This window comes from Enterovirga sp. (genome assembly GCF_035325185.1).
GTDB lineage: Bacteria > Pseudomonadota > Alphaproteobacteria > Rhizobiales > Beijerinckiaceae > Enterovirga.
The window spans coordinates 88,663-113,143 of the sequence record NZ_DAOLAJ010000001.1; the positions used below are offsets into that span (position 1 = coordinate 88,663).

20 protein-coding genes and 1 other RNA gene are annotated in these 24,481 nt (G+C 70.4%); 10 read left to right on the forward strand and 11 right to left on the reverse strand.

Going from position 1 to position 24,481, the window contains the following annotated elements; translation table 11 throughout:
- Positions 1–9 precede the first annotated feature (9 nt).
- From PKD06_RS00365 to PKD06_RS00380, 4 genes are all read right to left on the reverse strand, one after another.
- Positions 10–1,260, reverse strand: a complete 1,251-nt coding sequence (locus PKD06_RS00365; RefSeq protein WP_324376598.1) for an efflux RND transporter periplasmic adaptor subunit — start codon at positions 1,258–1,260, stop codon at positions 10–12.
- A 224-nt stretch (positions 1,261–1,484) separates the two neighbouring features.
- Complete coding sequence (locus PKD06_RS00370; protein ID WP_324376600.1) at positions 1,485–2,804, reverse strand: MFS family transporter; 1,320 nt, start codon at positions 2,802–2,804, stop codon at positions 1,485–1,487.
- 193 nt (positions 2,805–2,997) lie between these two features.
- Complete coding sequence (gene dksA, locus PKD06_RS00375; protein ID WP_324376640.1) at positions 2,998–3,411, reverse strand: RNA polymerase-binding protein DksA; 414 nt, start codon at positions 3,409–3,411, stop codon at positions 2,998–3,000.
- Between the two features lie 119 nt (positions 3,412–3,530).
- Positions 3,531–4,514 carry a glycosyltransferase gene (locus PKD06_RS00380; protein WP_324376642.1) on the reverse strand — a complete coding sequence of 328 codons (984 nt, stop codon included), beginning with the start codon at positions 4,512–4,514 and terminating at the stop codon, positions 3,531–3,533.
- 116 nt (positions 4,515–4,630) lie between these two features.
- Between PKD06_RS00380 and PKD06_RS00385 the strand changes: the two genes are divergently transcribed.
- Complete coding sequence (locus tag PKD06_RS00385; RefSeq protein WP_324376602.1) at positions 4,631–5,977, forward strand: hypothetical protein; 1,347 nt, start codon at positions 4,631–4,633, stop codon at positions 5,975–5,977.
- Here the strand turns inward: PKD06_RS00385 and PKD06_RS00390 are convergent.
- From PKD06_RS00390 to PKD06_RS00400, 3 genes are all read right to left on the reverse strand, one after another.
- On the reverse strand, positions 5,949–7,004 hold the full coding sequence (locus PKD06_RS00390) for a hypothetical protein (protein WP_324376604.1): 1,056 nt from the start codon (positions 7,002–7,004) through the stop codon (positions 5,949–5,951). The genes PKD06_RS00385 and PKD06_RS00390 overlap by 29 nt on opposite strands.
- A complete protein-coding gene (locus tag PKD06_RS00395) occupies positions 6,970–8,343 on the reverse strand; it encodes an MBOAT family O-acyltransferase (protein WP_324376606.1) in 1,374 nt (457 codons plus the stop codon). Before PKD06_RS00395 ends, PKD06_RS00390 begins: the two co-directional genes overlap by 35 nt.
- A 262-nt stretch (positions 8,344–8,605) precedes the next feature.
- Positions 8,606–12,124 carry a PAS domain-containing hybrid sensor histidine kinase/response regulator gene (locus tag PKD06_RS00400; RefSeq protein ID WP_324376608.1) on the reverse strand — a complete coding sequence of 1,173 codons (3,519 nt, stop codon included), beginning with the start codon at positions 12,122–12,124 and terminating at the stop codon, positions 8,606–8,608.
- A 172-nt stretch (positions 12,125–12,296) separates the two neighbouring features.
- Here PKD06_RS00400 and PKD06_RS00405 point away from each other — a divergent pair, with 172 nt between their 5' ends.
- Positions 12,297–13,508, forward strand: a complete 1,212-nt coding sequence (locus PKD06_RS00405) for a pyridoxal phosphate-dependent aminotransferase (RefSeq protein ID WP_324376610.1) — start codon at positions 12,297–12,299, stop codon at positions 13,506–13,508.
- Between the two features lie 64 nt (positions 13,509–13,572).
- Here the strand turns inward: PKD06_RS00405 and PKD06_RS00410 are convergent, their stop codons facing one another.
- The 3 genes from PKD06_RS00410 to PKD06_RS00420 all read right to left on the reverse strand — a co-directional run bounded on the left by PKD06_RS00410 (position 13,573) and on the right by PKD06_RS00420 (position 15,397).
- Complete coding sequence (locus tag PKD06_RS00410; RefSeq protein WP_324376612.1) at positions 13,573–14,346, reverse strand: N-acetylmuramoyl-L-alanine amidase; 774 nt, start codon at positions 14,344–14,346, stop codon at positions 13,573–13,575.
- Positions 14,343–15,065 carry a TerB family tellurite resistance protein gene (locus PKD06_RS00415; protein WP_324376614.1) on the reverse strand — a complete coding sequence of 241 codons (723 nt, stop codon included), beginning with the start codon at positions 15,063–15,065 and terminating at the stop codon, positions 14,343–14,345. Before PKD06_RS00415 ends, PKD06_RS00410 begins: the two co-directional genes overlap by 4 nt.
- A 62-nt stretch (positions 15,066–15,127) precedes the next feature.
- On the reverse strand, positions 15,128–15,397 hold the full coding sequence (locus tag PKD06_RS00420; protein ID WP_324376616.1) for a hypothetical protein: 270 nt from the start codon (positions 15,395–15,397) through the stop codon (positions 15,128–15,130).
- Between the two features lie 169 nt (positions 15,398–15,566).
- Here PKD06_RS00420 and rnpB point away from each other — a divergent pair.
- Positions 15,567–15,969, forward strand: an RNA gene (gene rnpB, locus PKD06_RS00425) — RNase P RNA component class A.
- Positions 15,970–16,020: 51 nt separating this feature from the next.
- Here the strand turns inward: rnpB and PKD06_RS00430 are convergent.
- A complete protein-coding gene (locus PKD06_RS00430; RefSeq protein WP_324376618.1) occupies positions 16,021–16,302 on the reverse strand; it encodes a hypothetical protein in 282 nt (93 codons plus the stop codon).
- Between the two features lie 356 nt (positions 16,303–16,658).
- Here PKD06_RS00430 and PKD06_RS00435 point away from each other — a divergent pair, with 356 nt between their 5' ends.
- The 7 genes from PKD06_RS00435 to mraY form a co-directional block, all read left to right on the forward strand.
- Positions 16,659–17,144, forward strand: coding sequence for a division/cell wall cluster transcriptional repressor MraZ (locus PKD06_RS00435; protein WP_324376620.1), 486 nt, complete (start codon positions 16,659–16,661; stop codon positions 17,142–17,144).
- Complete coding sequence (rsmH, locus tag PKD06_RS00440) at positions 17,141–18,157, forward strand: 16S rRNA (cytosine(1402)-N(4))-methyltransferase RsmH (RefSeq protein ID WP_324376622.1); 1,017 nt, start codon at positions 17,141–17,143, stop codon at positions 18,155–18,157. The genes PKD06_RS00435 and rsmH overlap by 4 nt, the downstream gene beginning before the upstream one ends.
- Positions 18,154–18,717, forward strand: a complete 564-nt coding sequence (locus PKD06_RS00445) for a hypothetical protein (RefSeq protein ID WP_324376624.1) — start codon at positions 18,154–18,156, stop codon at positions 18,715–18,717. The genes rsmH and PKD06_RS00445 overlap by 4 nt, the downstream gene beginning before the upstream one ends.
- A gap of 111 nt (positions 18,718–18,828) precedes the next feature.
- The gene (locus tag PKD06_RS00450) at positions 18,829–20,640 is read left to right on the forward strand and encodes a penicillin-binding protein 2 (RefSeq protein ID WP_324376644.1); all 1,812 of its coding nucleotides are present in this window, start codon (positions 18,829–18,831) and stop codon (positions 20,638–20,640) included.
- Between the two features lie 215 nt (positions 20,641–20,855).
- The gene (locus PKD06_RS00455) at positions 20,856–22,316 is read left to right on the forward strand and encodes a UDP-N-acetylmuramoyl-L-alanyl-D-glutamate--2,6-diaminopimelate ligase (protein WP_324376626.1); all 1,461 of its coding nucleotides are present in this window, start codon (positions 20,856–20,858) and stop codon (positions 22,314–22,316) included.
- The gene (locus PKD06_RS00460; protein ID WP_324376628.1) at positions 22,313–23,758 is read left to right on the forward strand and encodes a UDP-N-acetylmuramoylalanyl-D-glutamyl-2,6-diaminopimelate--D-alanyl-D-alanine ligase; all 1,446 of its coding nucleotides are present in this window, start codon (positions 22,313–22,315) and stop codon (positions 23,756–23,758) included. Before PKD06_RS00455 ends, PKD06_RS00460 begins: the two co-directional genes overlap by 4 nt.
- A 1-nt stretch (position 23,759) precedes the next feature.
- The coding region (gene mraY / locus PKD06_RS00465; protein WP_324376630.1) for a phospho-N-acetylmuramoyl-pentapeptide-transferase at positions 23,760–24,481 on the forward strand (722 nt) is incomplete at its 3' end.

The following is a 24,481-nucleotide window of genomic DNA, read 5'->3' on the forward strand; positions in this document are numbered from 1 at the left end:
GCCCGAGGGTCACGGGGCCTCGCCCGAGGCGAGGCGGTCGATGAACAGGCTGCCGCGGGTCACGACCTTCTCGCCCGCCTTGACGCCGTCGAGGATCTGGATGAGCGGCCCGTCCACGAGGCCCGTCTTCACCTGGCGCAGCGAGACGGCGTTGCCCTCGCCGATCACCCAGAGCCGCGCCTTGTCGGCCTCGTAGATCACGGCCTCGCGCGGCACGGCGACGCCCTCCTCGCGGGCGCCAGTGGCGATGCGTACGCTCGCGAACATCTCCGGCTTCAGCAGGCCCCCGCGGTTCTCGACCGTGGCGCGCACCTGGATGCGGCGCGTGGACGGATCGACGGCGGAGGCGACATAGCCGACCTTCGCCGCGAAAATCCGGTCGGGAAGGGCGAGGATGGTGAAGCGGACCGTCTGCCCCACGGCGAGGCTCGCCGCCTCGCTCTCGCGCGCCTGGGCGAGGAGCCAGACGCTGGAGAGGTCGCCCACGGTGAAGGCCGGGTCGGAGGCCGAGTTGCTCAGGTATTGTCCCGGCCCGACCCGGCGCTGCGTGACCGTGCCGTCGATCGGCGCCGCGATCGGGGTCTCGGGATTCATCCGACCGCTCGCGACGAAATCCTGGATCTCGGCCTGAGTCTTGCCGAGAATGAGGAGCCGGCTGCGCACCGCCTCCAGCGCGGCGGTCGCGGCCTTGAGGTCGTTCTGGGCGCCGACCAGATCGTTCCGGGCGTTCTCCCAGTCCTTGAGGGAGGCCGCCTTCGCCTCGTAGAGGCCGCGCTGGCGCTTCTCGGCGATTTCGGCGAGCTGGAGCTGGGAGCGGCCCTTGGACACCGCACCGACCGCGGCGATCAGGTCGTTCTGCGCCTGCACCATGTCGGTCGCCTCGATGGTGAACAGGACCTGGCCCTTGCGGACCATGTCGCCGGGCTTCGCGAGAAGGCGGATCACCCGCCCCGAATAGGGCGAGAAGACGGGCGTCGCGAGATCCTCGTTGACGCCGATCTTGCCCTCGGTCGCGTGCTCGACCTGGAAGACGTGCCGGGCGGCGGGCTGGATGGTGAAGGTGGCGAGTTCCGCATCGCTCAGCGTGAAGGGCTTGTCGCCGCCCGGCGCCGCCGCCGGCTCGGGCGCCCGGCTCGCGGAGCGGGCATAGCCGCCCAGGACCAGCACGGCCAGCGCCCCGGCGCATGCGAGGACGATCCCCACCTGGACGCCAGCCGGCAAGGCCCGTGGAAGCGAGCGCTGCTTCTCTTCGGCAGCCATCGACGCCTCCAGCTCTCGGCGTGGGACAGAAGCTCGACGGCCCGATTCTGATCGCGGGCTACGGGCGCGGTCAGCCTTTCATCACTTTTCATCCGGCTTGGAAAGCCGGTCCAGAGACGCAAAAGCCCGATGCGGCAACAACGCCACATCGGGCTCCGGCGGCGGCCTTGCGGGGCGGGAGCCGTCGGCCCCGCCCCGCCTCGCCGCGAAGGGCGAGCGGCCCCTCAGATTTTCCCGTCGCCGTCGAGATAGCCGTGCTTGCGGGTATCGGGCATCAGGAACGCAGCGACCAAGGCGACGGCCACGATCGCCGTCACGTACCAGGGGAACAGGTTCTCGTGGCCGGACGACTTCATTGACAGCGCCACATATTCCGCCGTGCCGCCGAAGAGCGCGTTGGCGATAGCGTAGGGCAGGCCGACGCCGAGCGCCCGGACCTCCGCCGGGAACAGCTCCGCTTTCACGACGCCCCCGATCGAGGTGTAGAAGGCCCCGATGATGAGGGAGATCAGGATCAGCCCGAAAGCCATGAAGGGGCTCGTCACGCTGCCCAGCGCGCTCAGCAGCGGCACCGAGCCGATCACACCGAGGCCCGAGAACAGCAGCAGGTTGTTCCTCCGGCCGATCCGGTCGGACAGCGCGCCGAATATCGGCTGGAGCGCCATGAACACGACGAGGGCGCAGGTCATGACCAGGCTGACGGAGCCGGTCTCCATCTTGGCCGTATTGACCAGGTATTTCTGCATGTAGGTCGTGAAGGTGTAGAAGAAGAGCGAGCCGCCCATCGTCAGACCGATGGTGATCAGCAGCGACTTCTTGTACGGCAGGAGGCCCTTCAGCGAGCCGGCTTCCTTGTGGTGCATCGTCTCGCTGGAGGCGGTTTCCTCGAGCGAGCGGCGCAGATACATGGCGACGACCGCCGCGAGCGCGCCGATGACGAAGGGAACGCGCCAGGCCCAGGCTTTGAGCCCTTCGGTGCCGATCGTGAACTGGAGCGTGATCAGGACCAGGAGCGCGAGCAACTGGCCGCCGACCAGCGTCACGTACTGGAAGGACGAATAGAAGCCGCGCTGCCCCTTGCCGGCCACCTCGCTCATATAGGTCGCGGCCGTGCCGTATTCGCCGCCGACCGAGAGGCCCTGGGCGAGGCGGGCGATCAGGAGAAGGAACGGCGCCGCCGCCCCGATCGTGTCGTAGGTCGGAAGGCAGGCGATCATCAGCGAGCCCGCGCACATCAGCAGCACGGAGAGGACCATCGAGGTCTTGCGGCCGTGAGCGTCGGCGAGCCAGCCGAACAGCCAGCCGCCGAGCGGGCGCATGAAGAAGCCCACCGCGAAGATGCCGGCCGTCGCCATGAGCTGGCTGGTCTGGCTGCCCTTCGGAAAGAAGGCGTGCGCGAAATAGATGGAGGTGAAGGCGTAGGTATAGAAGTCGTACCACTCGACGAGGTTACCCGAGGACGCCCCTACGATAGCCTTGATCCGGCGCCGCTTGTCCGCGGCCGCGTCAAGCGGCGGAGCAGCCGCAGTTGCTATGGCACTCATGGATATGTTCCTCCCTGTTGTGAGGGAGAATTAGCCGCTCGCTCCGGCCAACGAAAGTCTCTTTTTCGATCCTCGCACACCGACGGGTTTCGGCGCCGGACGCGCCTATGCGCGAGGGGGACGCCTCTCCGAGCGTAAAATTACCGTGGAACGACAAGATGGGGAAGGAGGCCGGGTCGAACCGGCATCCGCCTCAATCGTCCCTGTGGACACGCTCCTTGCGCTCGTGCCGCTCCTGCGCCTCGAGCGAGAGCGTCGCAATGGGGCGCGCCTCGAGCCGCTTGAGGGAGATCGGCTCGCCGGTCTCCTCGCAATAGCCGTAGGTCCCCTCCTCGATTCGCGCGATGGCCGCGTCGATCTTCGCGATCAGCTTGCGCTGGCGGTCGCGCGCCCGAAGCTCGATGGCGCGGTCCGATTCGGACGAGGCCCGGTCGGCGAGGTCGGGATGGTTCGGATTCTCGTTGGCGAGGGCGTTCAGCGTGCCCTGGGCCTCGCGCAGGATGTCCGATTTCCAGGCCGCGAGCTTGCGCTTGAAATATTCGCGCTGGCGCTCGCTCATGAAGGGCTCGTCCTCGGCGGGTCGATAGCCGTCCACGCTTTCGGTCAGCTTCATTCAACCCTCCGTTTCGAGGCGATTTGTGGGGGGCGCCTATACAGCGAAGCGGCGCGGGCGGACAACTGTCTTGCGCATGCGGGACGGGGCAAAAGGGCGGCAGGCGGCGCGGATCAGGGGCCGGGCGGGGCGGGAATCGACAGGTAGACCATCCGCTTCGCCTCCTGGCGGCCCCGCGTGACGGTCTCCAGGATCAGTCCGCAGACGAGGGAGAGGAAGGCGAGCAGCATGAGCCCCGTCGCCAGGACCGCGGTCGGCAGCCGGGGCACGAGCCCCGTCTCGAGATAGGTCACCGCGAGCGGCGCCGCGAGCAGCAGGGCGAGAACCGCCATCAGGAAGAAGCCGCAGGAGAAGAAGGCGAGCGGGCGCTCGATGCGCACGAGCCGGCCGATCATGCGCAGGATGCGGATGCCGTCCTGGAAGGTGTTGAGCTTCGAGGGGGAATCGGAGGGGCGCTCGCCATAGGCGATGTCGGCCTCGTCCACCGCCATGTCCAGCTCGAGCGCGTGAATGGTCAATTCGGTCTCGATCTCGAAGCCCTGCGACAGGCCGGGAAAGCTCTTCGCGTAGCGGCGCGAGAATACCTTGAGCCCGGACAGCATGTCCGCGAAGCGGTTGCCGAAGATGCGCCGCACGAGCCCCGTCAGCATGCGGTTGCCGAGCCTGTGCCCCGGCCGGTAGGCGGCCGCCAGGTCGGTGACGCGCCGCCCGTTCACGAGATCGAGCCGGCCGGCGAGGAGCAGGCGGACGAGCCGGGCGGCATCTTCCCCCCGATAGGTACCGTCGCCGTCGACCAGCACGTAGACGTCCGCCTCGACATCCGCGAACATCCGGCGCACGACGTGGCCCTTGCCCTGGAGGCGCTCGGCCCGCACCTCGGCGCCCGCTTCCCGCGCGCGCTCGGCGGTCCCGTCCGTGGAGTTGTTGTCGTAGACGTAGATCGTCGCCCGCGGCAAGGCGGCGCGGAACTCCCGCACCACGCCCGCGATCGAGACCGCCTCGTTGTAGCAGGGCACCAGCACGGCGACGGACGGCTCCGTCGCGACGCCCCCTTCCCACGACCTCGCGGCTGCCGCCGCCGGAGCCGCTCCCGGCATATCCGTCACGCTCGATTCCTTCGAGGCTGTTTCCGTCCGGGCGAAGCGCCACCGAAGATGCCATAAGCGCGCCGCGCCGCCCCGTCGAGGCGGCGCGGCGACGAGGAGACCTTCCAGTGCCCGACCCCATGAGCCGCGGCGAGTGGCGCTCCCTCATCCTCGCCGTGATCGCCGTCGCGGCCTGCCTCGGCGCCCTCGGCGGCTATGCGCCCTGGATCTCGCCCGACACGCCGGGCTATCTCGCCGTGGCCCCGCTGCCCGAGGGCTGGGGCGATCCGCGCCATCCCCTTTTCGGCTGGATCCTGCGGGCCGTTCCCGGCCGGGACCACGCCGCCTTTCCCGCCTTGCAGACGGGGCTTTTCCTCGCGGCGAGTCTCGCGCTCCACCATGCGCTGCGCGCCTACGGGGCCTCGCGGCGCGCGGCGGGCAGCGTGACGGCGGCGCTTCTCGGCTCCAACCTGCTGCTCCTGTGGCACCGGGCGGTCCATCCCGAATTCCCCGCCGCCGTGCTCGCGCTCGCCGCCCTCGCCTGCGTGGTCCGCCTCGCGGCGGGGCGCCCGTTCCTGATCCACGCCCTCGGATTCGGCCTGTCGCTCGGCCTCGGCTATATCCTGCGCCCGAGCCTGCTTCCCGCCGTCCTCCTGTTTCCGCTCCTCTACGCCCTTCTCGCGCGGCTTCGGGGGGCGGAGGGAATCGGGCGCCGGACGGCCGTGCTGGTCCTCGCGGCTGCCCTTCCCTTCCTCGCCAATTCGGCCCTGCGCTGGCGGGCGGTCGGGGATTTCAACATCGTCTCCTTCGGCGGCTACCAGATGTCCGGCATGGCCGGGCTGATGCTGACGCCACAGGTCGTCGCCTCGCTGCCCGAGGATCTGCGCCCGCTCGGACAGGCGATCCTGGATGTCCGCACGGCCTCGGAGAAGGCAGGAGAGGTGATCCCGACGCCCGTCAACTCGCAGGGCGAGCGCTCCTTCGTCTCGACGGCCTTCGGCTATTACGACCTCTATGCGCGGACCTATGACGACCTGCTCCAGCGCAAGATCGGCCATCTCCAGGGCAACGAGAGCTGGGTCGCCTTCAACGCCCGGCTGATGAGGCTCTCGCTTGCGACGATCCGCGCCGCGCCCGCGAGCTATGCGGCCTGGCTCGCGGGCGGCACGATGCGCTTCACGGGGCGGCTCCTCGCCTCGAACCTCGCCTTCGTGCTCGGCATGGCCGCCTTCCTCGCCGCCTATGCCGCCGCGCTCTGGCGCCGGCGCCTTCCCGCCGCCGTGGCGGCGAGGCCCGACGACGTGCCGGCGCTCGTCTGCCTCTCGGCGATCACCGTCGTCGCGGCGGGCGCGCTGACCGTCGTGACCACCTTCCCCGCCGCCCGCTATATCGACACGGCCGGGCTTTTCCTGCCCGCCCTGCCGATCTACGGCGCCCTGACCTTCCTCAGCGCGCTCCGCCGGACGGGGCCTTGAGGCGCGCCTCGATGCCTCCGATCGCCGCCGCGACGTCGCGCTCGATCTCGCGCGCGATGGGGCGGCGGTAATGAGTCGGATCGATGAAGTTCTCCGGCACGTGAATCTCGGGCCGGTCCACGCGCCAATCGACGATCGCGACCGAGGGACGGCCCTTCGCCATCCCGACGAGAGCCGCCCGGCAGGCCGCCTCGGACCGGGCGAGCGCCGTGCCGGGAAGCGGCAGCGCGACGGCATGGACCGGAGGCATCAGCAGCACCACGGCGAGATCCTTCGGCAGGGCGTCGAGCGTCTTCCCGAGCGCCTCGATAGCCGGGAAGCGGCCGGTCTCGTTCAGAATGCCCGAGGGCGCCGGCGCACGGAACATCGGCCCGTGCCGCTCGGGAGACCAGACGAAGGTCTCGTCGTAGTCCCAGAGGCCGTCCGGCCGGGCCCGCACGCGCTTCGAGAGGTGGAGGGCGTAGAACAGGCGCTTGAAGGAATCGTCGAGGCTCTGGTCGCGGACGATGCCGACGAGATAGCCCCACAGGCTGCGCTCGTAGAGCCAGAACGGGAAGGGCAGCCAGTTCGGCATGCCGGGATCGTCGCGGCACCAGTAGGGATCGATGCCCAGCACGATGGCCCGCGCCGGCCGCACCCGGTGGCGCAGGAAATAATCGAGCAGGAGAAACATCTCGCGCGGCCCGATTCCCGGTACGGCGAGCGAGAGGAAGGGGATGCCCGTCTCGCGCGTCAGCTCCTCCGGCGCGAGGATCTGGACATGCGAGTTTCCGAACACGGCGGCGTCGTAGGCCGGATCGCGCCCGCGGCTCGCATGGGCCGTGCGGGGGATCTGCGCGGGCAGGCCCGGCGCCTTCAGCAGCGCGAGGCGGCCGGTATCGTAGGGATCGACGGCCACGACGAAGCCGAGCAGCCCCAGGAAGACCAGGACCGTTCCCGCCGCGAAGGCGAGGACGAAGCGGCGCCAGGAAGCGGCCGCGACGTCGCGCGCCTCAGAACTGGAAATAGATGAACTCGTAATTGGCATCGTCGCCGATCTTGAACAGGACGATGACGAGGACGACCGCGAAGGCGACCGCGATCGAGCGCCAGGGCGGCAGGCGGTGCACGAAGGCCCAGGCGGTCGGGCCGATCATGGCGACCAGGGCCGCGATCGCGATCGAGCGCCACTTGAAGCCGCGTCCCATCTCGGCGAAGCCGAACAAAGCCTTGAACATCTTCAGGGCGACGTCGAAGGTGCCGGCTCGGAACAGGATCCAGGTCAGCATCACGAAGACGAAGGTGAGGATCCAGCCCGCGACATTCGGCATCTTCAGCCCCGCGCGGCGCCACAGGACGCCCGCGCCGAGCCCCACCCCGTGCGCAACGCCCCAGGCGATGAAGGTCCAGCCCGCGCCGTGCCAGAGGCCGCCGAGCGCCATGGTGGCGAAGAGCGCGAGAAGCTGGACCGCGAGCCCGTGCCGGTTCCCGCCCATCGCGACGTAGAGATAGTCGCGCAGGAAGCGCGACAGCGTCATGTGCCAGCGCCGCCAGAAATCCTGGAGCGAGACGGCGCGATAGGGCACGTCGAAATTCTGCGGCAGCACGATCCCGAACAGCAGCGCGAGGCCGAGCGCCATGTCGGTATAGCCGGAGAAGTCGAAATAGATCTGGAAGGTGAAGCCGAGCACCGCCTGCCAGGCTTCGACGACGCTGATCGCCTTGCCCGCCGCGGCAGCGGCATAAACCGGGTTGACGTATTCGGAGAGCGGATCGCCTAGGAAGACCTTCTTCGCGAGGCCGACGACCAGCAGCATCAGGCCGCGCGCGATGCGCTCGGCCGCGTCGTGGCGCAGATAGGGCCGCTCGTCGAGCTGGTGCATCACCTCCGACCAGCGCACGAGCGGCCCGGCCAGCACCTGCGGGAAGAAGGCGATGTAGAAGGCGTATTGCAGAAGCCCGTAGCGCGGCGCCCGGCCCGCCTTCAGGTCCGTCATGTACATGACGTGATGGAAGGTGAAGAAGGAGATGCCGAGCGGCAGCACGATCGAGGGCTTGGCGAGATCGACGCCCGGCAGGAGATCGAGCACCTCGATGAGGAAGGCGGCGTATTTGAAGATCGCCAGGACCAGCAGGTTGAGGCAGATCGCCCCGATGACGAGCCAGCCGCGCCGCGCCCGCTGGAACAGCTCGGCGACGCTCCAGTTCAGCCCGACCGACAAAACGAGGAGCGGCAGGAGCCGCCAGTCCCAGTAGCCGTAGAAGGCGAAGGACAGGAGCACCAGCAGCGGCAGCCGCCAATCCGGCCGGAAGCGCTCGACCAGCCAATGCAGCAGCAGCGAGGCAGGCAGGAAGACGAAAAGGAACGGGAAGGAGTTGAAAAGCATGGCGGCCGTGGCGGACGGCCTCGTCCCGACCGCGCCGAAGGTGGCTACAGCGAGAGCGGCCGGGCGGCAAGCCTGCAGGATGCACAACTACCGCCCCCGCTTCTCCCCGCGAGCGGGGAGAAGTCGAGTCACGCGTCAGCGTGACCGGATGAGGGGCCCTCGAAACGCGCCGCCGCCGGGTGCCCGCTCCTCACCCGGCCGGCTAGCGCCGACCGACCTCTCCCCGCCAGCGGGGAAAGGATTCCGTGCGAGCCGGCAAGCCTTATTCGGCAGCGATTCCTGTTGCCTGGACGCGGCCGAGCAGCGCGCGCAGGGCGGCGGGCTTCAGCGGCTTGTTCAGGACGGAGACGCGCGCCGCCTCGGCCGCCTCGGCGAGTTCGGGCGAGCGGTCGGCCGTGATCAGGATCGCGGGCAGGTCGCGGCCGAGATGCGCGCGGATCGCCGCGACGGCGGCAAGGCCGTCGCCCTCGTCGAGGTGATAATCGGCGATGAGGACATTGGGCCGCGCGCCGCGCTCGAGGGCCACCATGGCTTCGTCGAGCGAGCCGGCCGTCACCACCTCGCAGCCCCAGCCGCAGAGCAGGCTGAGCATGCCGTCGCGCACGGCGGGTTCGTTGTCGATGGCCAGGACCGACAGATCGACGAGGGGCGTCGCCGGCCGCCGCGACGCCTGCAGGCGTTCCTCCCTCTCGGCAATCTCCGTGCGCGGAAGCTCGACCGAGAAGGCGGAGCCGCGCTCCGGGGCGGAGCGCAATCCGACCCCGACATTGAGCGCCTTGGCGATGCGGTCGACGATGGAGAGCCCGAGTCCGAGTCCGCGCGCCTCCCTCGCCCCCTCGGGCAGGCGCTCGAATTCCCGGAAGATGGCCTTGCGCTGCTCCGGGCGGATGCCGAGCCCGGTATCCCACACTTCGAGCCGCAGCTTGTCGCCGCGGCGGCGGATTCCCACCAGGACCTTGCCCGAGGGCGTGTACTTGATGCCGTTCGAGACGAGGTTCTGGAGCAGGCGCCGCAGCAGGCGGCGATCCGAGCGCACGGCGAGGGAGGTGTGCACGAAGCGCAGCCGCAGGCCCTTCTCCGCCGCCACCGGCCCGAATTCGCGCTCGAGCTGGCGAAACAGCTCGTCGAGGGCGATGGCGGAATATTGCGGCACGAGCGCCCCCGAATCGAGGCGCGAGATGTCGAGGAGCGTCGTCAGGATCTCCTCGACGGCGTCGAGCGAGGCGTCGATGTTCTCGGCGAGCTGCGCATCGGTGGTATGGCGCGCCCGCTCCAGGAAGGCGGTGGCGTAGAGGCGGGCCGCGTTCAGCGGCTGGAGGATGTCGTGGCTCGCGGCGGCGAGGAAGCGGGTCTTCGAGGCATTCGCCTCGTCGGCCTCGAGGGTGGCGCGCCGCAGCTCCTCGTTCAGCCGCGTCAGTTCCTCCGTCCGCTCGCGCACGCGCGCTTCCAGCGTCTCGTGCTCGCGCTCGCGCCTCTCCTCCTCCGCCGCGGCCTCGGAGACGTCCGTGTAGATGGCGATGAGGCCCCCGCCCGGAAGCTTGTTCGAGCGGATCGAGATGACGCGCCCCGAGATGAGGCGGACGCGCACCGGCCCCTCCTCGTGCAGCATCGAATGCAGGCGCTGCGCGATCACCTCGTCGGCGGAGCCCGAGCCGTAGACGCCCCGCTCGGCATTCGTGCGGATGATCTCCTCGAGCCCGACCCCGATGCGGATCAGGTCCGGCGGGAAGCCGTAGAGATCGATGAAGGCCTGGTTCCAGGCCAGGAGCCGCAGATCGGCATCGAGGACGGTGATGCCCTGCTGGGAATGGTCGAGCGCATGCTGGAGCAGGTCGCGGTTATGCTTCAGCGCGGCCGAAGCGTCGTCGAGGAGCTTGAGGGCGTCGCTCCCGGAGACGTTGCTCCCGCGGAGCGCGAGCGAGAGCGCGAGCCGGGAAGAGCCCGCGCCGATCGCCGAGGCGAGAAGATGCTCCGCATAGCGCAGGAGATGGATATCCGCCTCCCCCCGCCCCTCCAGCGCAAGCCCGCGCGAGCGCGCATAACCGGCGAAGGAGCGGCTCGTCCGGTCATGGCCGAGGAAACGCCCGACCGTGGTGCGCAGCTCGTCCACGGTGACGTGGGAGCGGAAGATGCGCAGGGCCGGCGAGATCGGGATCGAGCGGTCGCCCACGAAGGCCGCCGCCTGGATCCGCTCCAGCGCCCCGGCGCTGCCGAGCAGGGAGACCCCCACATAGGTCGCGAGGTTGAGGCCGAGGCTCCAGAGCGTGCCGTGAGTCAGCCGGGGCAGGTCGGTGCCGAGCAGACCCGTCGGGTTCAGCGCCCCGATCCCGAAGGGGCCGTCGCGCAGCAATCCCTCGAGCCCCGTCCCGACGATGAGGACCGGGAGGAGCAGGGTATAGGCCCACAGGGCGATCCCGATCAGCAGCCCCGCATTGGCCCCCCTCGCGGTGCCGCCGCGCCAGAAGAGGCCGCCGAAAAAGGCCGGCGCGATCTGGGCGACGGCCGCGAAGGACAGGAGCCCGATCGAGGCGAGCGCGTTGTCGCCCGCCACCCGGTAATAGAGATAGCCGAGGAGCGTGATCGCCACGATGGCGATGCGGCGCGTCGCGAGGACGAAGCTGCCGAGGTTGCGCGGCTCCCCGCCCTCCTGCTCTCCGGCGGCGAAATCGCGCCGGCGCAGCATCAGCGGCAGAACGAGGTGGTTCGAAACCATGATCGAGACTGCGACCGTGTCGACGATGACCATGGCGGTCGCCGCCGACAGGCCGCCGACGAAGGTGAGGAGCGCGATGCCGTTCTCGTTCACCTGGAGCGGCAGGGCGAGGACCGTCATGTCCCGATCCGCTTCCGCGGGCAGGAGGTAGAGCCCCGCGAGCGCGATCGGCACGACGAAGACGTTGATGAGGACGAGATAGAGCGGAAACAGCCAGGCCGCCTTTCGGACGTCGGAGGCGGCGCGGTTCTCGACCACGGTCATGTGAAACTGCCGCGGCAGGAGGAGTGCCGCACAGGAAGAGAGCAGGACCAGCGTCAGGAAATTCGGCAGCGAGGAGGTGGGCCCGAGGAGGAGAAAGACGGGCGTGTCGCGGGGAAAGCGGTCGGCGATGTCCTGGAACCCTTCGAACAGGCCGTAGACGACGAAGAAGCCGACGGTCAGGAAGGCGGCGAGCTTGACGATCGACTCGACCGCGATGGCGACGACGAGGCCGTCCTGGTGCTCGGTCGCATCGGCATGGCGGGTGCCGAAGGCCACGGCGAACCCCGCCAGGACCAGCGCGATGACGAGCGCCAGATCGGCGAAGCCCGGCATGCCCGCGGACAGATCGACCTCCGGCTCCCCCAGGAAGACGGACAGCGAGGACGCCACGGCCTTCAGTTGCAGCGCGATATAGGGAATCGTCCCGACCAGGGCGATCAGGCAGACCAGCGCCGCGACGCCCTCGCTCTTGCCGTACCGGGCTGCCACGAAATCGGCGACCGAGGTGATGTTCTGGGCCTTGGCGATCCGCAGGACGCGCTGGACGAAGGGCATGCAGAAGCCGATGACCAGGACGGGCCCGATATAGATCGCCAGGAAGTCGAGCCCGTCATGGCTCGCAAGGCCGACCGAGCCGTAGAAGGTCCAGGACGTGCAATAGACCGCGAGGGCGAGGGCGTAGATCGTCGCGCGCACGCCGCGCCGCATGATCCGCCGGCCCGCCAGATCGCCCCAATGGGCGATGGCGAACAGGAAGCACAGATAGACGAGGGCCGTCAGGATGACGGTCCAGCGCTCGGTCACGGGCGGCTCGCTGTCGACACCCCCTTTTTCTATCTCCCCGCGCGCGAAATTCCACGCTCCGCGGCGGGAATTCCCCACCCATGGGGAACGAGCGGAACACCCCCCGCCGGACAAGCCGGACGGGACCGGAAGGGCGTGCTATGAGCGGCCATCCCCTTTTCAGGAGCATGTCATGACCGGGCCCGCCGCGCCGGCTTTTTCCATCCGTCCCGAGGCCGCCGAGGCGCCCCCGAGCGGAATCGTCGAGGTCTTCAGCTATGCGCGGGGCCGCGAGGACCTCATCCCGCTCTATGTGGGCGAAGGCGACCTGCCGACGCCCGGCTTCCTCGTCGAGGCGGCGCAAAGCGCCCTCGCCGCGGGGGAGACCTTCTACACCTGGCAGCGTGGCCTGCCCGAGCTGCGCGAGGCCATCGCCCGCTACCATGCGCGCGTCTGGGGGGCGCAGGTCTCTCCCGACCGCTTCACCGTCACCATCGGCGGCATGCATGCGACCCAGATGGCGATGCGCATCGTGGCCGGGCCGGGCGACGAGGTCCTGATTCCCTCCCCCGCCTGGCCCAATTTCGACGGCGCCGTCCGCGTCGCCGGGGCGGCGCCCGTCGCCGTGCCGCTCTCGGCCGGGCCGGCCGGCTGGCGGCTCGATCTCGGCCGGCTCGCCGCCGCCGTGACGCCCCGCACCCGCGCGATGCTGATCAACAGCCCCGCCAATCCGACCGGATGGACCGCCACCCGCGAGGATCTCGCCGGCATCCTCGCCCTCGCGCGGCGGCACGGGCTCTGGATCGTCGCCGACGAGATCTATGCGCGCTTCGTGCACGATCCCGTTCTCGTCGCGGCCGGGCGCAGCCCCTCCTTCCGGGACGTGATGGAGGAGGGCGACCGCGTCATGTTCGTGCAGACCTTCTCGAAGAACTGGGCCATGACCGGCTGGCGCCTCGGCTGGCTCGAGACGCCGCCGGATCTCGGGCCGATCATCGAGAACCTCGTGCAATATTCGACCTCGGGGGTGCCGGCCTTCCTGCAACGCGCGGCCATCTGCGCCCTCGACGAGGGCGAGGAGCTCGTCGCCGACCAGATCGCGCGGGCCCGTCGCGGACGCGCCATCGTCTGCGAGGGCCTCGCGGCGACGAACGTCGTCGACCTGCCGCCGCCGCCGGCCGCCTTCTACGCCTTCTTCCGCGTCCTCGGCCGCCCCGATTCGCGGCGGCTGGCGCTGGAGCTGGTCGACCGGGCGGGCGTGGGCCTCGCGCCCGGCTCGGCCTTCGGCGAGGGGGGGACGGCCCATCTGCGCCTGTGTTTCCTGCGCGATCCGGGACAGCTCGAGGAAGCGGTCGCCCGCCTCGCCCGCGTCCTGCCCGATCTCGCGCGGCCGCAGGCGAACTGACGGCGCGCAAACACTCCCGCTTCTCTCCGCTCGCGGGGAGAGGTGGGGCGCACGGGTCCGCCGGTCACGAGCGGCTGGGCAGCGAATCGATCAGCGCCTTGAGGGTCGCGATGGTGGAGAGGTCGGCGCAGCCGTCCACCCGCTCCTGGCGGAAATGGCGCTGGAAGGCGGTCACGACCGCGGCCGTCGCCGCATCGAACACGCCGCCGAGCCGGATCGGATAGCCGTAGAACGCGAGCATCGCCTGGAGCGCCTCGACCGAGGGACCCTGGTCCCCTTCCCTGAAGACGCGCCCCGCCGAGACCGGAACCGGCGCCACCCAATGGCCGATTCCCGCCTCATGCAGGACCGACCAGGGGAAGATCTCGCCCGGATCCTCCTTGCGGTCGGGCGCGATGTCAGAATGGCCGAGCACGCGCTCGGGCCGGATCTTCCAGCGGCCGACGATGTCTCCGGACAAGGCCGCGACCGCCTCGATCTGGCGCGGCGGATAGGGCGGCAGGCCGCCCTCGTGGCCAGGGTGGACGATCTCGATGCCGATGGAGCAGGAATTGATGTCCCTATCCCCCGCCCAGGCGCCCGCCCCGGCATGCCAGGCGCGCCGCGCCTCGGGCACGAGCTGGAGGATATGGCCGTCCTCCCGCACGAGGTAATGGGCCGAGACCTCGGAGGTCGGATCGCACAGCCGGGCCAGCGCATCGGCGCTGCTCTTCATGCCCGTGTAATGGAGGACCAGCATGTCCGGCCGGCGCCCCTCGCGGCGCTCGCCGTGGTTCGGAGAGGGGCGCACTTCGGCCGCGAGGACGCTGTCGGGCGCGAGGGCATGGCGGGTGCTCATGGCCGCATCCCCCGCTCCCGCGCGATCCGCTCCCAGGCGACGTTGATCGTGGCGAGGCGGCTCGTGGCGATCCTGATCGCCTCGGGCGGCAGGCCCCGCGCGATCTCGCGATCGGGATGATGCCTCGCGACGAGACGGCGATGATGGGCCTTGAGTTCCGCGTCGCTCCAGCAACGCCGCGCGCCGAGTTCCAGATAGGGATCGTCCCGGCGGTGGACATGGCGCTCGACCACGGCGTCGAACCAGGCCTCGTCGCGGCCGAAGATGGCGGCCACCGCGCCGATGAAATCCAGCTCGGCCTCGTGGATCGCCCCATCCGCCCGCGCGACCAGGAACAGGCCCTCGACGATGTCGTCGAGCAGCGCCGGCTCGTCGGCGAAAGCGGCGGCAAGCTGGCGGGCATAGGCTTCGAACCCGGCCGTCGTCTCCTGCGCGAGCCGGAACAGGCGCCGAACGTTCTCATCCTCCTCCGGCGGGACGACGACCACCGCCTCGAAGGCGTCGACCTCCGAGCGCAGGACGACGCCGTCCGCCCGCGCCATCTTGGCGAGCAGCGCGATGAGGCCCGTGGTGAGGATCAGGTCGCGCGGCTGAGGGCCGAAGGGCGCCCCCGGCCGGTCGACGAGGTAATGGCCGGCGAAGGCCCCCGCGAGCGCCCCGATCGGGCCGCCGATGGTGAGGCCGATGCCGCCTCCGCCGAGCTTGCCCCAGACCGACATGCTTCCGAGCAAGCTCCGCAAGGGCGTTCCGGCCGCGGCGGCCGGAACGCAGGATCATGAGATCAGCGGCAATACACGTTGCCGTAATAATCGCGATAGGTGCCGTTCGGGCAGGGAGCCGTGGCCGCCCCGAGGATCGCGCCGCCGGCCGCGCCGATCGCAGCGCCCGCGAGCGTGCCGCCCGCGCGGCCGCCGGACGCCGCCGCCCCGATCGCCGCGCCGGTCGCGCCGCCCAGCAACGCGCCACCCGCCGCGCGATCACCGGGAGAATAGCATCCGCCCAGGGAAAGAGCGATCGCCCCCGCGAGGCTCGCAGCCATGATCTTCTTCATCGTCGTCGCCTCTTTATCGTTGAACAACGCCCCACAGGTACATGCCCATCCGGGCCTGTGAACCCCGCAGGGCGCCCGGCCGGGTCGATTTGGGGACCCTGTTGCCCGTATCCCTCGCCGCGCGGGCGGGATCTTGACCTGCGCCGCCGCCCGTCCCAGATCGGCAAGGTCAGCCGGCCGGGCGGCCGCTCCCGCCTCACGGCGGGGGAGGAAAGTCCGGGCTCCATGGAGACACGGTGCCGGATAACGTCCGGCGGGGGCGACCCCAGGGACAGTGCCACAGAGACATACCGCCCGCAGGCGAAGGGGCCTCCCTTGCCGGCGGGTCAGGGTGAAAAGGTGCGGTAAGAGCGCACCGCGGACGCGGCGACGCGGACGGCTAGGCAAACCCCACCGGGAGCAAGATCGAATAGGGGCGGCACGGCGCCGGAAGGTGCCAGGCCACGTCTCCAGGCCCGCCGCCCGGGTTGATTGCTCGAGGCGGCCGGCAACGGCCGTCCCAGAGGAATGGCCGCCACGTCCGGGCATCCGCCCAGGCCCTACAGAACCCGGCTTACAGGCCGGCTGACACCCTCTTTTCCATGCGAGGCGGCATCCCAGGCACCGCCTCGATCCGCGCGTCCTCAGTGCCGGTAGTGGCGCTTATGCTTCTTATGATGATGGCTGTGCCTGGGGTAGCGGCGCACGGCGGTCTTCTGGGGGACGCCGAGTACACCCTTCACGCCGCCGGCCACGCCGCCCACCGCGCCGCCCACGACGCCGCCGACCACGCCGCCCACCGGCCCCGCCGCGCGCGAGCCGACTGCGGCGCCGGACTGAGCGCCGCGCGGGATACCCTGCGCCTGGGCGGCGAGAGGAATCGCGATCGCCATCATGGCCGCGAGGGCCAGGGTTCGAATCTGCATCTCCTGCTCCGCTTCACTCGAAGGTGGGGTCTCAATCCCCAAAGCCGGGCGACGTTCCAGCCTGCGGCCGATTCGCCCGAAAGCCACCTCCGAAAGGCTTCGTTAACGTTGATCGGGCCTCAATACGAAGCGGATTCCAGCCCCGCGTCCCGCGAGGCCCGGTCGTTGACGCCCATATAGGCCCATGTTATCCCACACCATCCCAGCCCGGAGCGATTGCCGAGACCTTGCGGGACGCCGTGTCGCAGCCGGCGTGCCCGCATGCCTTGCGGCGCACCCCGACCGGCCGGGACGCGGCGAGCCTCCGTCCGGCGCCTTCGCCGCGCGGCCGATGTCATGGGGCGGGCCGGCGTCGCATGGACCGCTTCGTGTCGAATTTCACCAATCGCGTGGACGCGAAGGGGCGCGTATCGGTCCCGGCAACGTTCCGCGCGGTGCTGGCCCGGGACGGGCACGAGGGCCTCTATGTCCATCCGGCGCTGGATTCGCCGGCGCTGGATGCGGGGGGCCACGCGCTGCTCGGCGAGATCGAGGCGTTCCTCGCGACGAGGCCGGCCTATTCGGAGGAGCGGGAGAGCTTCGCGATCGCGCTCCTCGGAACGAGCGAGATTCTGAAGCTCGACGGCGAGGGACGCGTCGGGCTGACCGAATCGGCGAAGGCCCATGCGGGGATCGGAGACGCGGTGACGTTCGTGGGCCTCGGCCACAAGTTCCAGATGTGGGAACCCGAACGCTTCCGCGCGCATCTCGAGGAGGCCCGGGGGCGCCTGCGGGACCTGAAGCGGAGTCTCGGAGGCGCCGGAGCGGCAGATCTTCCGCCGCCGGGAGCACGGGAGCGATGACGGGTCGCGGCGGACACCGTGAGGCGGACGCCGCTGGCGGACCGGCCCTTCACATTCCCGTGCTCCTGGCGGAGGTCGTCGAGGCCCTGGGGCCCGCGCGCGGCGGGGTGTTCCTGGACGGGACCTTCGGGGCGGGCGGCTATACGCGCGCGATCCTCGAGGCGCATCCCGCCAACCGCGTCGTCGCCATCGACCGCGACCCGGATGCGATCGCGGGCGGCGAGGCGCTCGCGCGCGCCTTCGCCGGACGCCTGACCCTCGTTCACGGCCGCTTCGAGGATCTCGACCGCATCGCGGCGCAGGCGGGAGCCGCGGCGCTGGACGGCGTCGTCCTCGATATCGGCGTCTCCTCGATGCAACTCGACCAGGCCGAGCGCGGCTTCTCCTTCCGGCACGACGCGCCGCTCGACATGCGCATGGAGCGGGAGGGGCGCAGCGCGGCCGATCTCCTCAACGAGGCGGGCGAGGCCGAGATCGCGGACATCCTCTTCCGCTACGGCGAGGAGCGGCGCTCGCGCGCCATCGCCCGCGCCATTGTCGAGCGGCGGCGGCGGCAGCCTTTCGCCGGAACGGCGGACCTCGCCGATCTCGTCGCCCGCTACGTGCGGGCGGAGCCGGGCCTGCACCCGGCCACCCGCAGCTTCCAGGCGCTCCGCATCGCCGTGAACGACGAGCTGGGCCAGCTCTCCCGTGCGCTGGAGGCGGCCGAGCGCGCCCTGAAGCCCGGCGGGCGGCTCGCCGTCGTCACCTTCCATTCGCTGGAAGACCGGATCGTGAAACAGTTCATGCAGGAGCGCGCGAGCCGCACGCCCCGCGCCTCGCGCCACCTGCCCTCCCCCGAGCCTGTCGCGCCGACCTTCACGCCGCTCACGCGCGGCCCGGTCGCGGCGGGCGAAGAGGAGACCGCCCGCAATCCGCGAGCGCGCTCGGCCAAGCTGCGCGCCGCCGAGCGGACCGATGCGGCGGCCGGCCCGGGCGCCCCGGCCTCGTCCCGCAAGGGATCGCCCCGATGATCCGCCTCCTCCATCTCCTCGCGATCACGGTGCTGATCGGATCGGCGGCCTTCGCCTATTCGACGAAATACGAGACGCTCTATTATTCGGAGACGCTCGCGAAGCTGAAGACCAAGCTTCAGAAGGAGCGCGAGAGCATCGCCATCGCGAAGGCCGAATGGGCGATGCTGACGCGCCCCGACCGGCTGCAGAAGATCGCCGACCAGCATCTCGACCTTCAGCCGATGGCGATTTCCCAGCTCGCCAGGCTCTCGGACATCCCGAACCGTCCCAACAAGGACGGCATCGGCCAGAAGCTCGAATCCCTGGGGCTCGAGCCGGAGGCGACCAGCAGCACCTCTCCCGTCCAGGGCCATCCGAAGCCCGCGGCGAAGCGGGACGGACTCTCGGCCAAGCTCGACAGCCTCGGCCTCGGCGCGAAGCCCGCGGCAAAGCCCGCGCCGCCGAAGCGCACTGTGCAGGTCGCCCCGCCGACGGCGAAGCCCGCGCCGAAGGCCACCTCCAAGCCCGCGCCGAAGCCCGCACCCGCCGCTTCCCAGCCCAAGCCTGCCGCGAGATAGACCATGACCGCGCAGTTCGATCGCGACGGGCGCCGCCAAGAGGCGGAAGCCGAAATCCAGGACCTTTACGATCCCCGCGCCGGGATGCAGGCCGGGGGCGAGCCGCACGCCATGGGGGAGCATGACGCCTCCTTCGAGGCCGCCGGCGAAGCGCCCGCGGACACGGCCGGGCAGGAAGAGGAATGGGACCAGCCCGCGCCCCGCCTGTCGCTGGGCGAGCGTGCCCTGGCGACGGGCCGGGCGCTCTTCCGCCTGCGCTACGACCAGAGCAGCGCGCGGGTCGGGATCGTCGGGCTGGCGTTCCTGGGCCTCTTCGGCACGATCGGCGGGCGCCTCGCTTATCTCGCGGTGGCGCCGGGCGAGCCGGAGAGCATCCGCCGCTTCGCCTCTGCCGCCTCGGTCGCCTCGCGCCCCGACATCATCGACCGCAACGGCGAGGTGCTGGCGACCGACGTGCGCATGGTCTCGATCTTCGCCGAGCCGCGCAACATCATCGACAAGGACGAGGCGGTCGAGCTGATCACCGCGGTCCTGCCCGACGTGAACGCGAACGAGTTGCGCGCGAAGCTCAACAAGAAGCGCGGCTTCGTCTGGGTGAAGCGCGAGGCGACCCCCAAGGAGCAGGCGGAGGTGCACCGCCTGGGCATTCCTGGCGTCGGTTTCGTGCCCGAATCGAAGCGCGTCTATCCGAACGGCGTCGCGGCCGCGCATGTGCTCGGCTTCGCCAATATCGACAATGTCGGCATCGCGGGGATCGAGAAATACATCGATTCCAGCGGCCTCCAGGAGCTGAACGGCCTCGGCTTCGCGCGGCAGGCCAACGACCTGAAACCCGTCCAGCTCTCGATCGACCTGCGCATCCAGCACGCGATGCGCGACGAGCTGGTGAAGGGCATGGCCCATTTCCGGGCCAAGGCCGCCGCCTCCATGCTGCTGGACGTGACGACGGGCGAGATCGTCTCGCTCGTCTCCCTGCCGGATTTCGACCCCAACAACCCGGTCGACGCGCTCGACAAGGACCGCATCAACCGCATGATCGTCGGCGTCTACGAGATGGGCTCGACCTTCAAGGCGCTGACGGTCGCCATGGCCATCGACTCGGGCAAGGCGACGATCAATTCGAGCTTCGACGCCCGCTCGAAGCTCCATTACGGCCGCTTCTCGATCGGCGACTACCACGCCACGCATCGCATCCTGACGGTGCCGGAGATCTTCATCCACTCCTCCAATATCGGCACCGCCAAGATGGCGCTGGCGGTCGGCGTCGAGGGCCACAAGGCGTTCCTGCGCAAGATGGGCCAGCTCGACCGCATGCGCACCGAGATGCCCGAGAGCGCGATGCCGATCGTGCCCTCCAAATGGGGCGAGCTGAACACGATCACCATCGCCTTCGGGCACGGCGTCGCGGTCGCGCCGATGCAGGCGGCGGCGGCGGTGGGCGCGCTCGTCAATGGCGGCCACCTCATCCGGCCGACCTTCCTGAAGCGCACGCAGGAGGAGGCGCTCAGGGATGCGCCCCAGGTCATCAAGCCCTCGACCTCCGAGGCCCTGCGCTACGTCATGCGCCTCAACGCGGTGAAGGGCTCCGCCTCGAAGGCGGCGCTGCCGGGCTATTTCGTCGGCGGCAAGACCGGAACGGCCGAGAAGGTGATCCACGGGCGCTACTCGAAGAACCGCCTCTTCACGACCTTCATGGCCATCACGCCTTCCGACAAGCCGCGCTATCTCTTCGTCACCGTCTATGACGAGCCGCAGCCGGCCCCGGAGACGGGCGGCTACGCGACTTCGGCCTACAATGCCGGCGAGACGACGGGCCGCATCCTCGAGCGCATCGCGCCGATGCTCTCGGTTCCTCCGCGCTTCGAGCCGCCGCAGAACCCCTTCCCGCTGATGGCCAAGCTCGGCGCCTGGGGGATCCGCTGATGGACGCAACGCCGCACCCGCCCTCCCCCCGCTTGCGGTGGGGAGGTCCGGGATGGGGGGGCTCGACGCGAGCACCCGGCCGGGAGCCAGGCGAAGCTACCCCCCACCCCGGCTCGCGCCTTCGGAACGACTCAGGCCTCCCCGCCGCTTCGCGGGGGGAGGGCACGGGTGCCGATTTGGCATTGCCGGCCGAAGCCGTTACCGGGGCGCCCGACATGACCCATTTCGTGACGACGCTCGGGGCGCTGTTCCCCGAGGCGGGGGCCGACGGGCAGCGTCCCGTCGCCGGCCTCGCCGATGACAGCCGCAAGGTCGAGGAGGGCTTCGCCTTCGTGGCCGTTCCCGGCGTCAAGGCCAACGGCGCCGCCTTCATCGCCGACGCCCTCGCGCGCGGCGCGGGCGCCGTCATCGGCGAGGTCGAGCGCCCGCCAACCCTGTTCCCGGAAATCCCCTATCTGAGGGTGCGCGATGCCCGGCGGTCCCTCGCCCTCGCCGCCGCGCGCCTCCATCCGGGCCAGCCCGGCACCGTCGTCGCTGTGACCGGAACCAGCGGGAAAAGCTCGGTCGCCGAGTTCACACGCCAGCTCTTCCAGGCCACCGGCCATGCGAGCGCGAGCCTCGGCACGATCGGCGTCGTGACGGCAAAGGGCGCCGATTACGGCTCGCTGACGACGCCCGGCCCCATCGCCCTGCACGAGACGCTCGGGCATCTGGCGCAGGACGGAATCACGCATCTGGCGATGGAAGCCTCCTCGCACGGGATCGACCAGCGCCGCCTCGACGGGGTGAGGCTGGCCGCGGCCGCCTTCACCAATCTCGGCCGCGACCATCTCGACTATCATCCGACCGTCGAGGATTACCTCCAGGCGAAGCTGCGCCTCTTCCGCGAGCTGCTGCCGGCGGGGCGCCCGGCCGTCGTCAACCTGGACGGGACGGAGGGCGGGCGCGTCGCCGCTGCCGCGGCCGAGAGGGGGCACAAGGTGCTGACGGTCGGCCGCGGGGGCGAGTTCATCCGCCTCCTCGCCGTCGAGCGGCGCGGCTTCGCCCAGCGCCTGACCCTCCGGATCGGCTCGCAGGACCGAAGCGTCGATCTTCCGCTGGTGGGAGGCTTCCAGGTCGAGAACGCGCTCGTCGCGGCCGGGCTTGTCCTCGCCGCGGAGCCTGCCACCGACCCGGCGGCGCTGGTTGGGGCGCTCGGCGCGCTCGAAGGGGTTCCCGGCCGCCTCGACCGTGTGGGCGAGGCGAACGGCGCGCTCTGCGTCGTCGATTATGCCCACAAGCCGGAGGCTTTGGCCGCCGTGCTCGATACCTTGCGGCCTTTCGCGACCGGCCGGCTCGTCTGCGTCTTCGGCTGCGGCGGCGACCGCGACCGCGGCAAGCGCCCGATCATGGGCGCCATCGCCGCCGAAAAAGCGGACGAGATCATCGTCACCGACGACAACCCTCGCTCCGAGGACCCGGCCGCGATCCGGGCCGCGATCCTCGCCGCCGCGCCCGGCGCGCGCGAGATCGGCGACCGGCGCGAGGCGATCCGCAGGGCGGTCGCCGAACTCGGGCCGGGCGACGTGCTCGTCGTCGCCGGCAAGGGGCACGAGACCGGCCAGATCGTCGGCGGCACGACGCTGCCCTTCAGCGACCACGACGAATTGCGCGCCGCGATGGAGGCCCGCGCATGACGACCCCGCTCTGGACCCGCGAGGAACTCGCGAAGCTGCCGGATGTCCGGCTCCTCGGCGAGCCGCGCCCCGTGACCGGCGCCTCGATCGACACGCGCTCACTTCTTCCGGGCGATCTCTTCTTCGCCCTCCAGGGCGTCTCCCATGACGGCCACCGGCATGTCCCGGCCGCCCTCGCCAAGGGCGCCGCGGCGGCCGTGGTCCAGTCGGGGCGCGAGGGGGAATTCGCCGAGGCCGGGCCGCTCGTCGCGGTGCCGGACGTGCTCCGCGCGATGGAGGATCTGGGCCGCGCGGCCCGGGCCCGCAGCACGGGCCGGATCGTCGCCGTCACCGGCTCGGTCGGCAAGACGGGCACCAAGGAGGCACTTCGCCTGGTCCTGTCGCGCTTCGGCGAGACGCATGCCGCCGCCGCCTCCTTCAACAACCATTGGGGCGTGCCGCTGACCCTCGCCCGCATGCCGCGCTCGACCGCCTTCGGCGTCTTCGAGATCGGCATGAACCATCCGGACGAGATCGTGCCGCTCACCGCCATGGTGCGCCCGCACGCCGCCATCGTGACGACGGTCGAGCCGGTCCATATCGCCCATTTCAAGGCGATCCAGGGCATCGCCGACGCCAAGGGCGAGATCTTCTCCGGCCTCGAGGCCGGCGGCGTCGCGATCCTGCCGCGCGACAATCCGCATTTCGAGCGCCTCGCAGCCCATGCCATGGCTTCGCGGGCCGGCCGCATCCTCTCCTTCGGCGAGAGCGAGGGGGCGGATGTGCGGGCCTTGCGCATCGCCGCCGGCCCCGACGCCTCCGAGGTCGAGGCGAGCGTGCTCGGCCGCCCCCTCTCCTACCGGATCGGCACGGCCGGCCGGCACGTCGCGCTCAACTCGCTGGCCGTCCTCGCCTGCGCCGCCGCCTTCGGCCTCGACGTCGAGGAGGCGGCCTCGGCCTATGCCACCCTCGCCCCACCCGAGGGCCGGGGCGAGCGCATCGCTCTCGCCAAGGACGGCGCGCCCTTCCTCCTCGTCGACGAGAGCTTCAACGCCAATCCCGCCTCGATGCGCGCGGCCTTGGCGACGCTCGCCCTGATCGAGGTTCCGGCGGGCGGGCGGCGCATCGCCGTCCTCGCCGACATGGGGGAACTCGGCGAGACGGGCCCCGCCGCCCATCGCGGGCTCGCCCATGCGGTCGCGACCTCGGGCGCCGACCTCGTCTTCGCGGCCGGCCCGCTCATGCAGGGGCTCTGGGACGAATTGCCCGAGCGCCTGCGCGGGCGGCACGCCGCCCATGCCTCCGAGCTTCACGACGTCGTGGCCGAGGCGGTCGGCCCCGGCGACGTCGTCATGGTCAAGGGCTCGAAAGCGACCCTCGTCTCGAAGGTCGCCGCCCATCTCAAATCGCGCTTCGGCGCCGGCGAGGGCGCGGCCCCGCAGGCCGCAGGCGCCCGGAGCTGACATGCTGGCCTTCCTGGCGGAATTCGCCGAATATTTCAGCCCGCTCAACGTCTTCCGCTACATCACGTACCGGACGGCGGGAGCGGTCGCGACCTCGCTGTTCTTCGTCTTCTGGCTCGGGCCGGCGGCGATTTCCTCGCTGCGCATCCGCCAGGGCAAGGGCCAGCCGATCCGCACCGACGGGCCGCAATCGCATATCCTGACCAAGCGCGGCACGCCCACCATGGGCGGGCTGATGATCCTCGCCGGCTTCCTCGCCTCGACGCTGCTCTGGGCCGATCCGCGCAACCTCTATGTCTGGGTCGTGCTCTTCGTGACGCTGAGCTTCGGCGGGATCGGCTTCTATGACGACTATCTGAAGGTCAGCAAGCAGACCCATGCGGGCTTCTCCAGCCGGGGCCGCCTCCTGCTCGAGCTTGCGGTCGCGCTCCTCGCCTGCGCGGCGATCGCGCTGATCGCGCCGCCCGGCCTCTCCAACAAGCTGTCGCTTCCCTTCGCCAAGGAGCTGATGATCGATTTCGGCTGGTTCTACCTGATCTTCGGCGCCATCGTGATCATCGGCGCGGGGAACGCGGTGAACTTCACCGACGGGCTCGACGGGCTCGCCATCGTGCCGGTCATGATCGCCGCCGGCACCTTCGGCTTCGTGGCCTATCTCGCCGGCAACGCCATCTTCGCCAACTATCTCCAGATCCGCTTCGTGCCCGGCACGGGCGAGCTTGC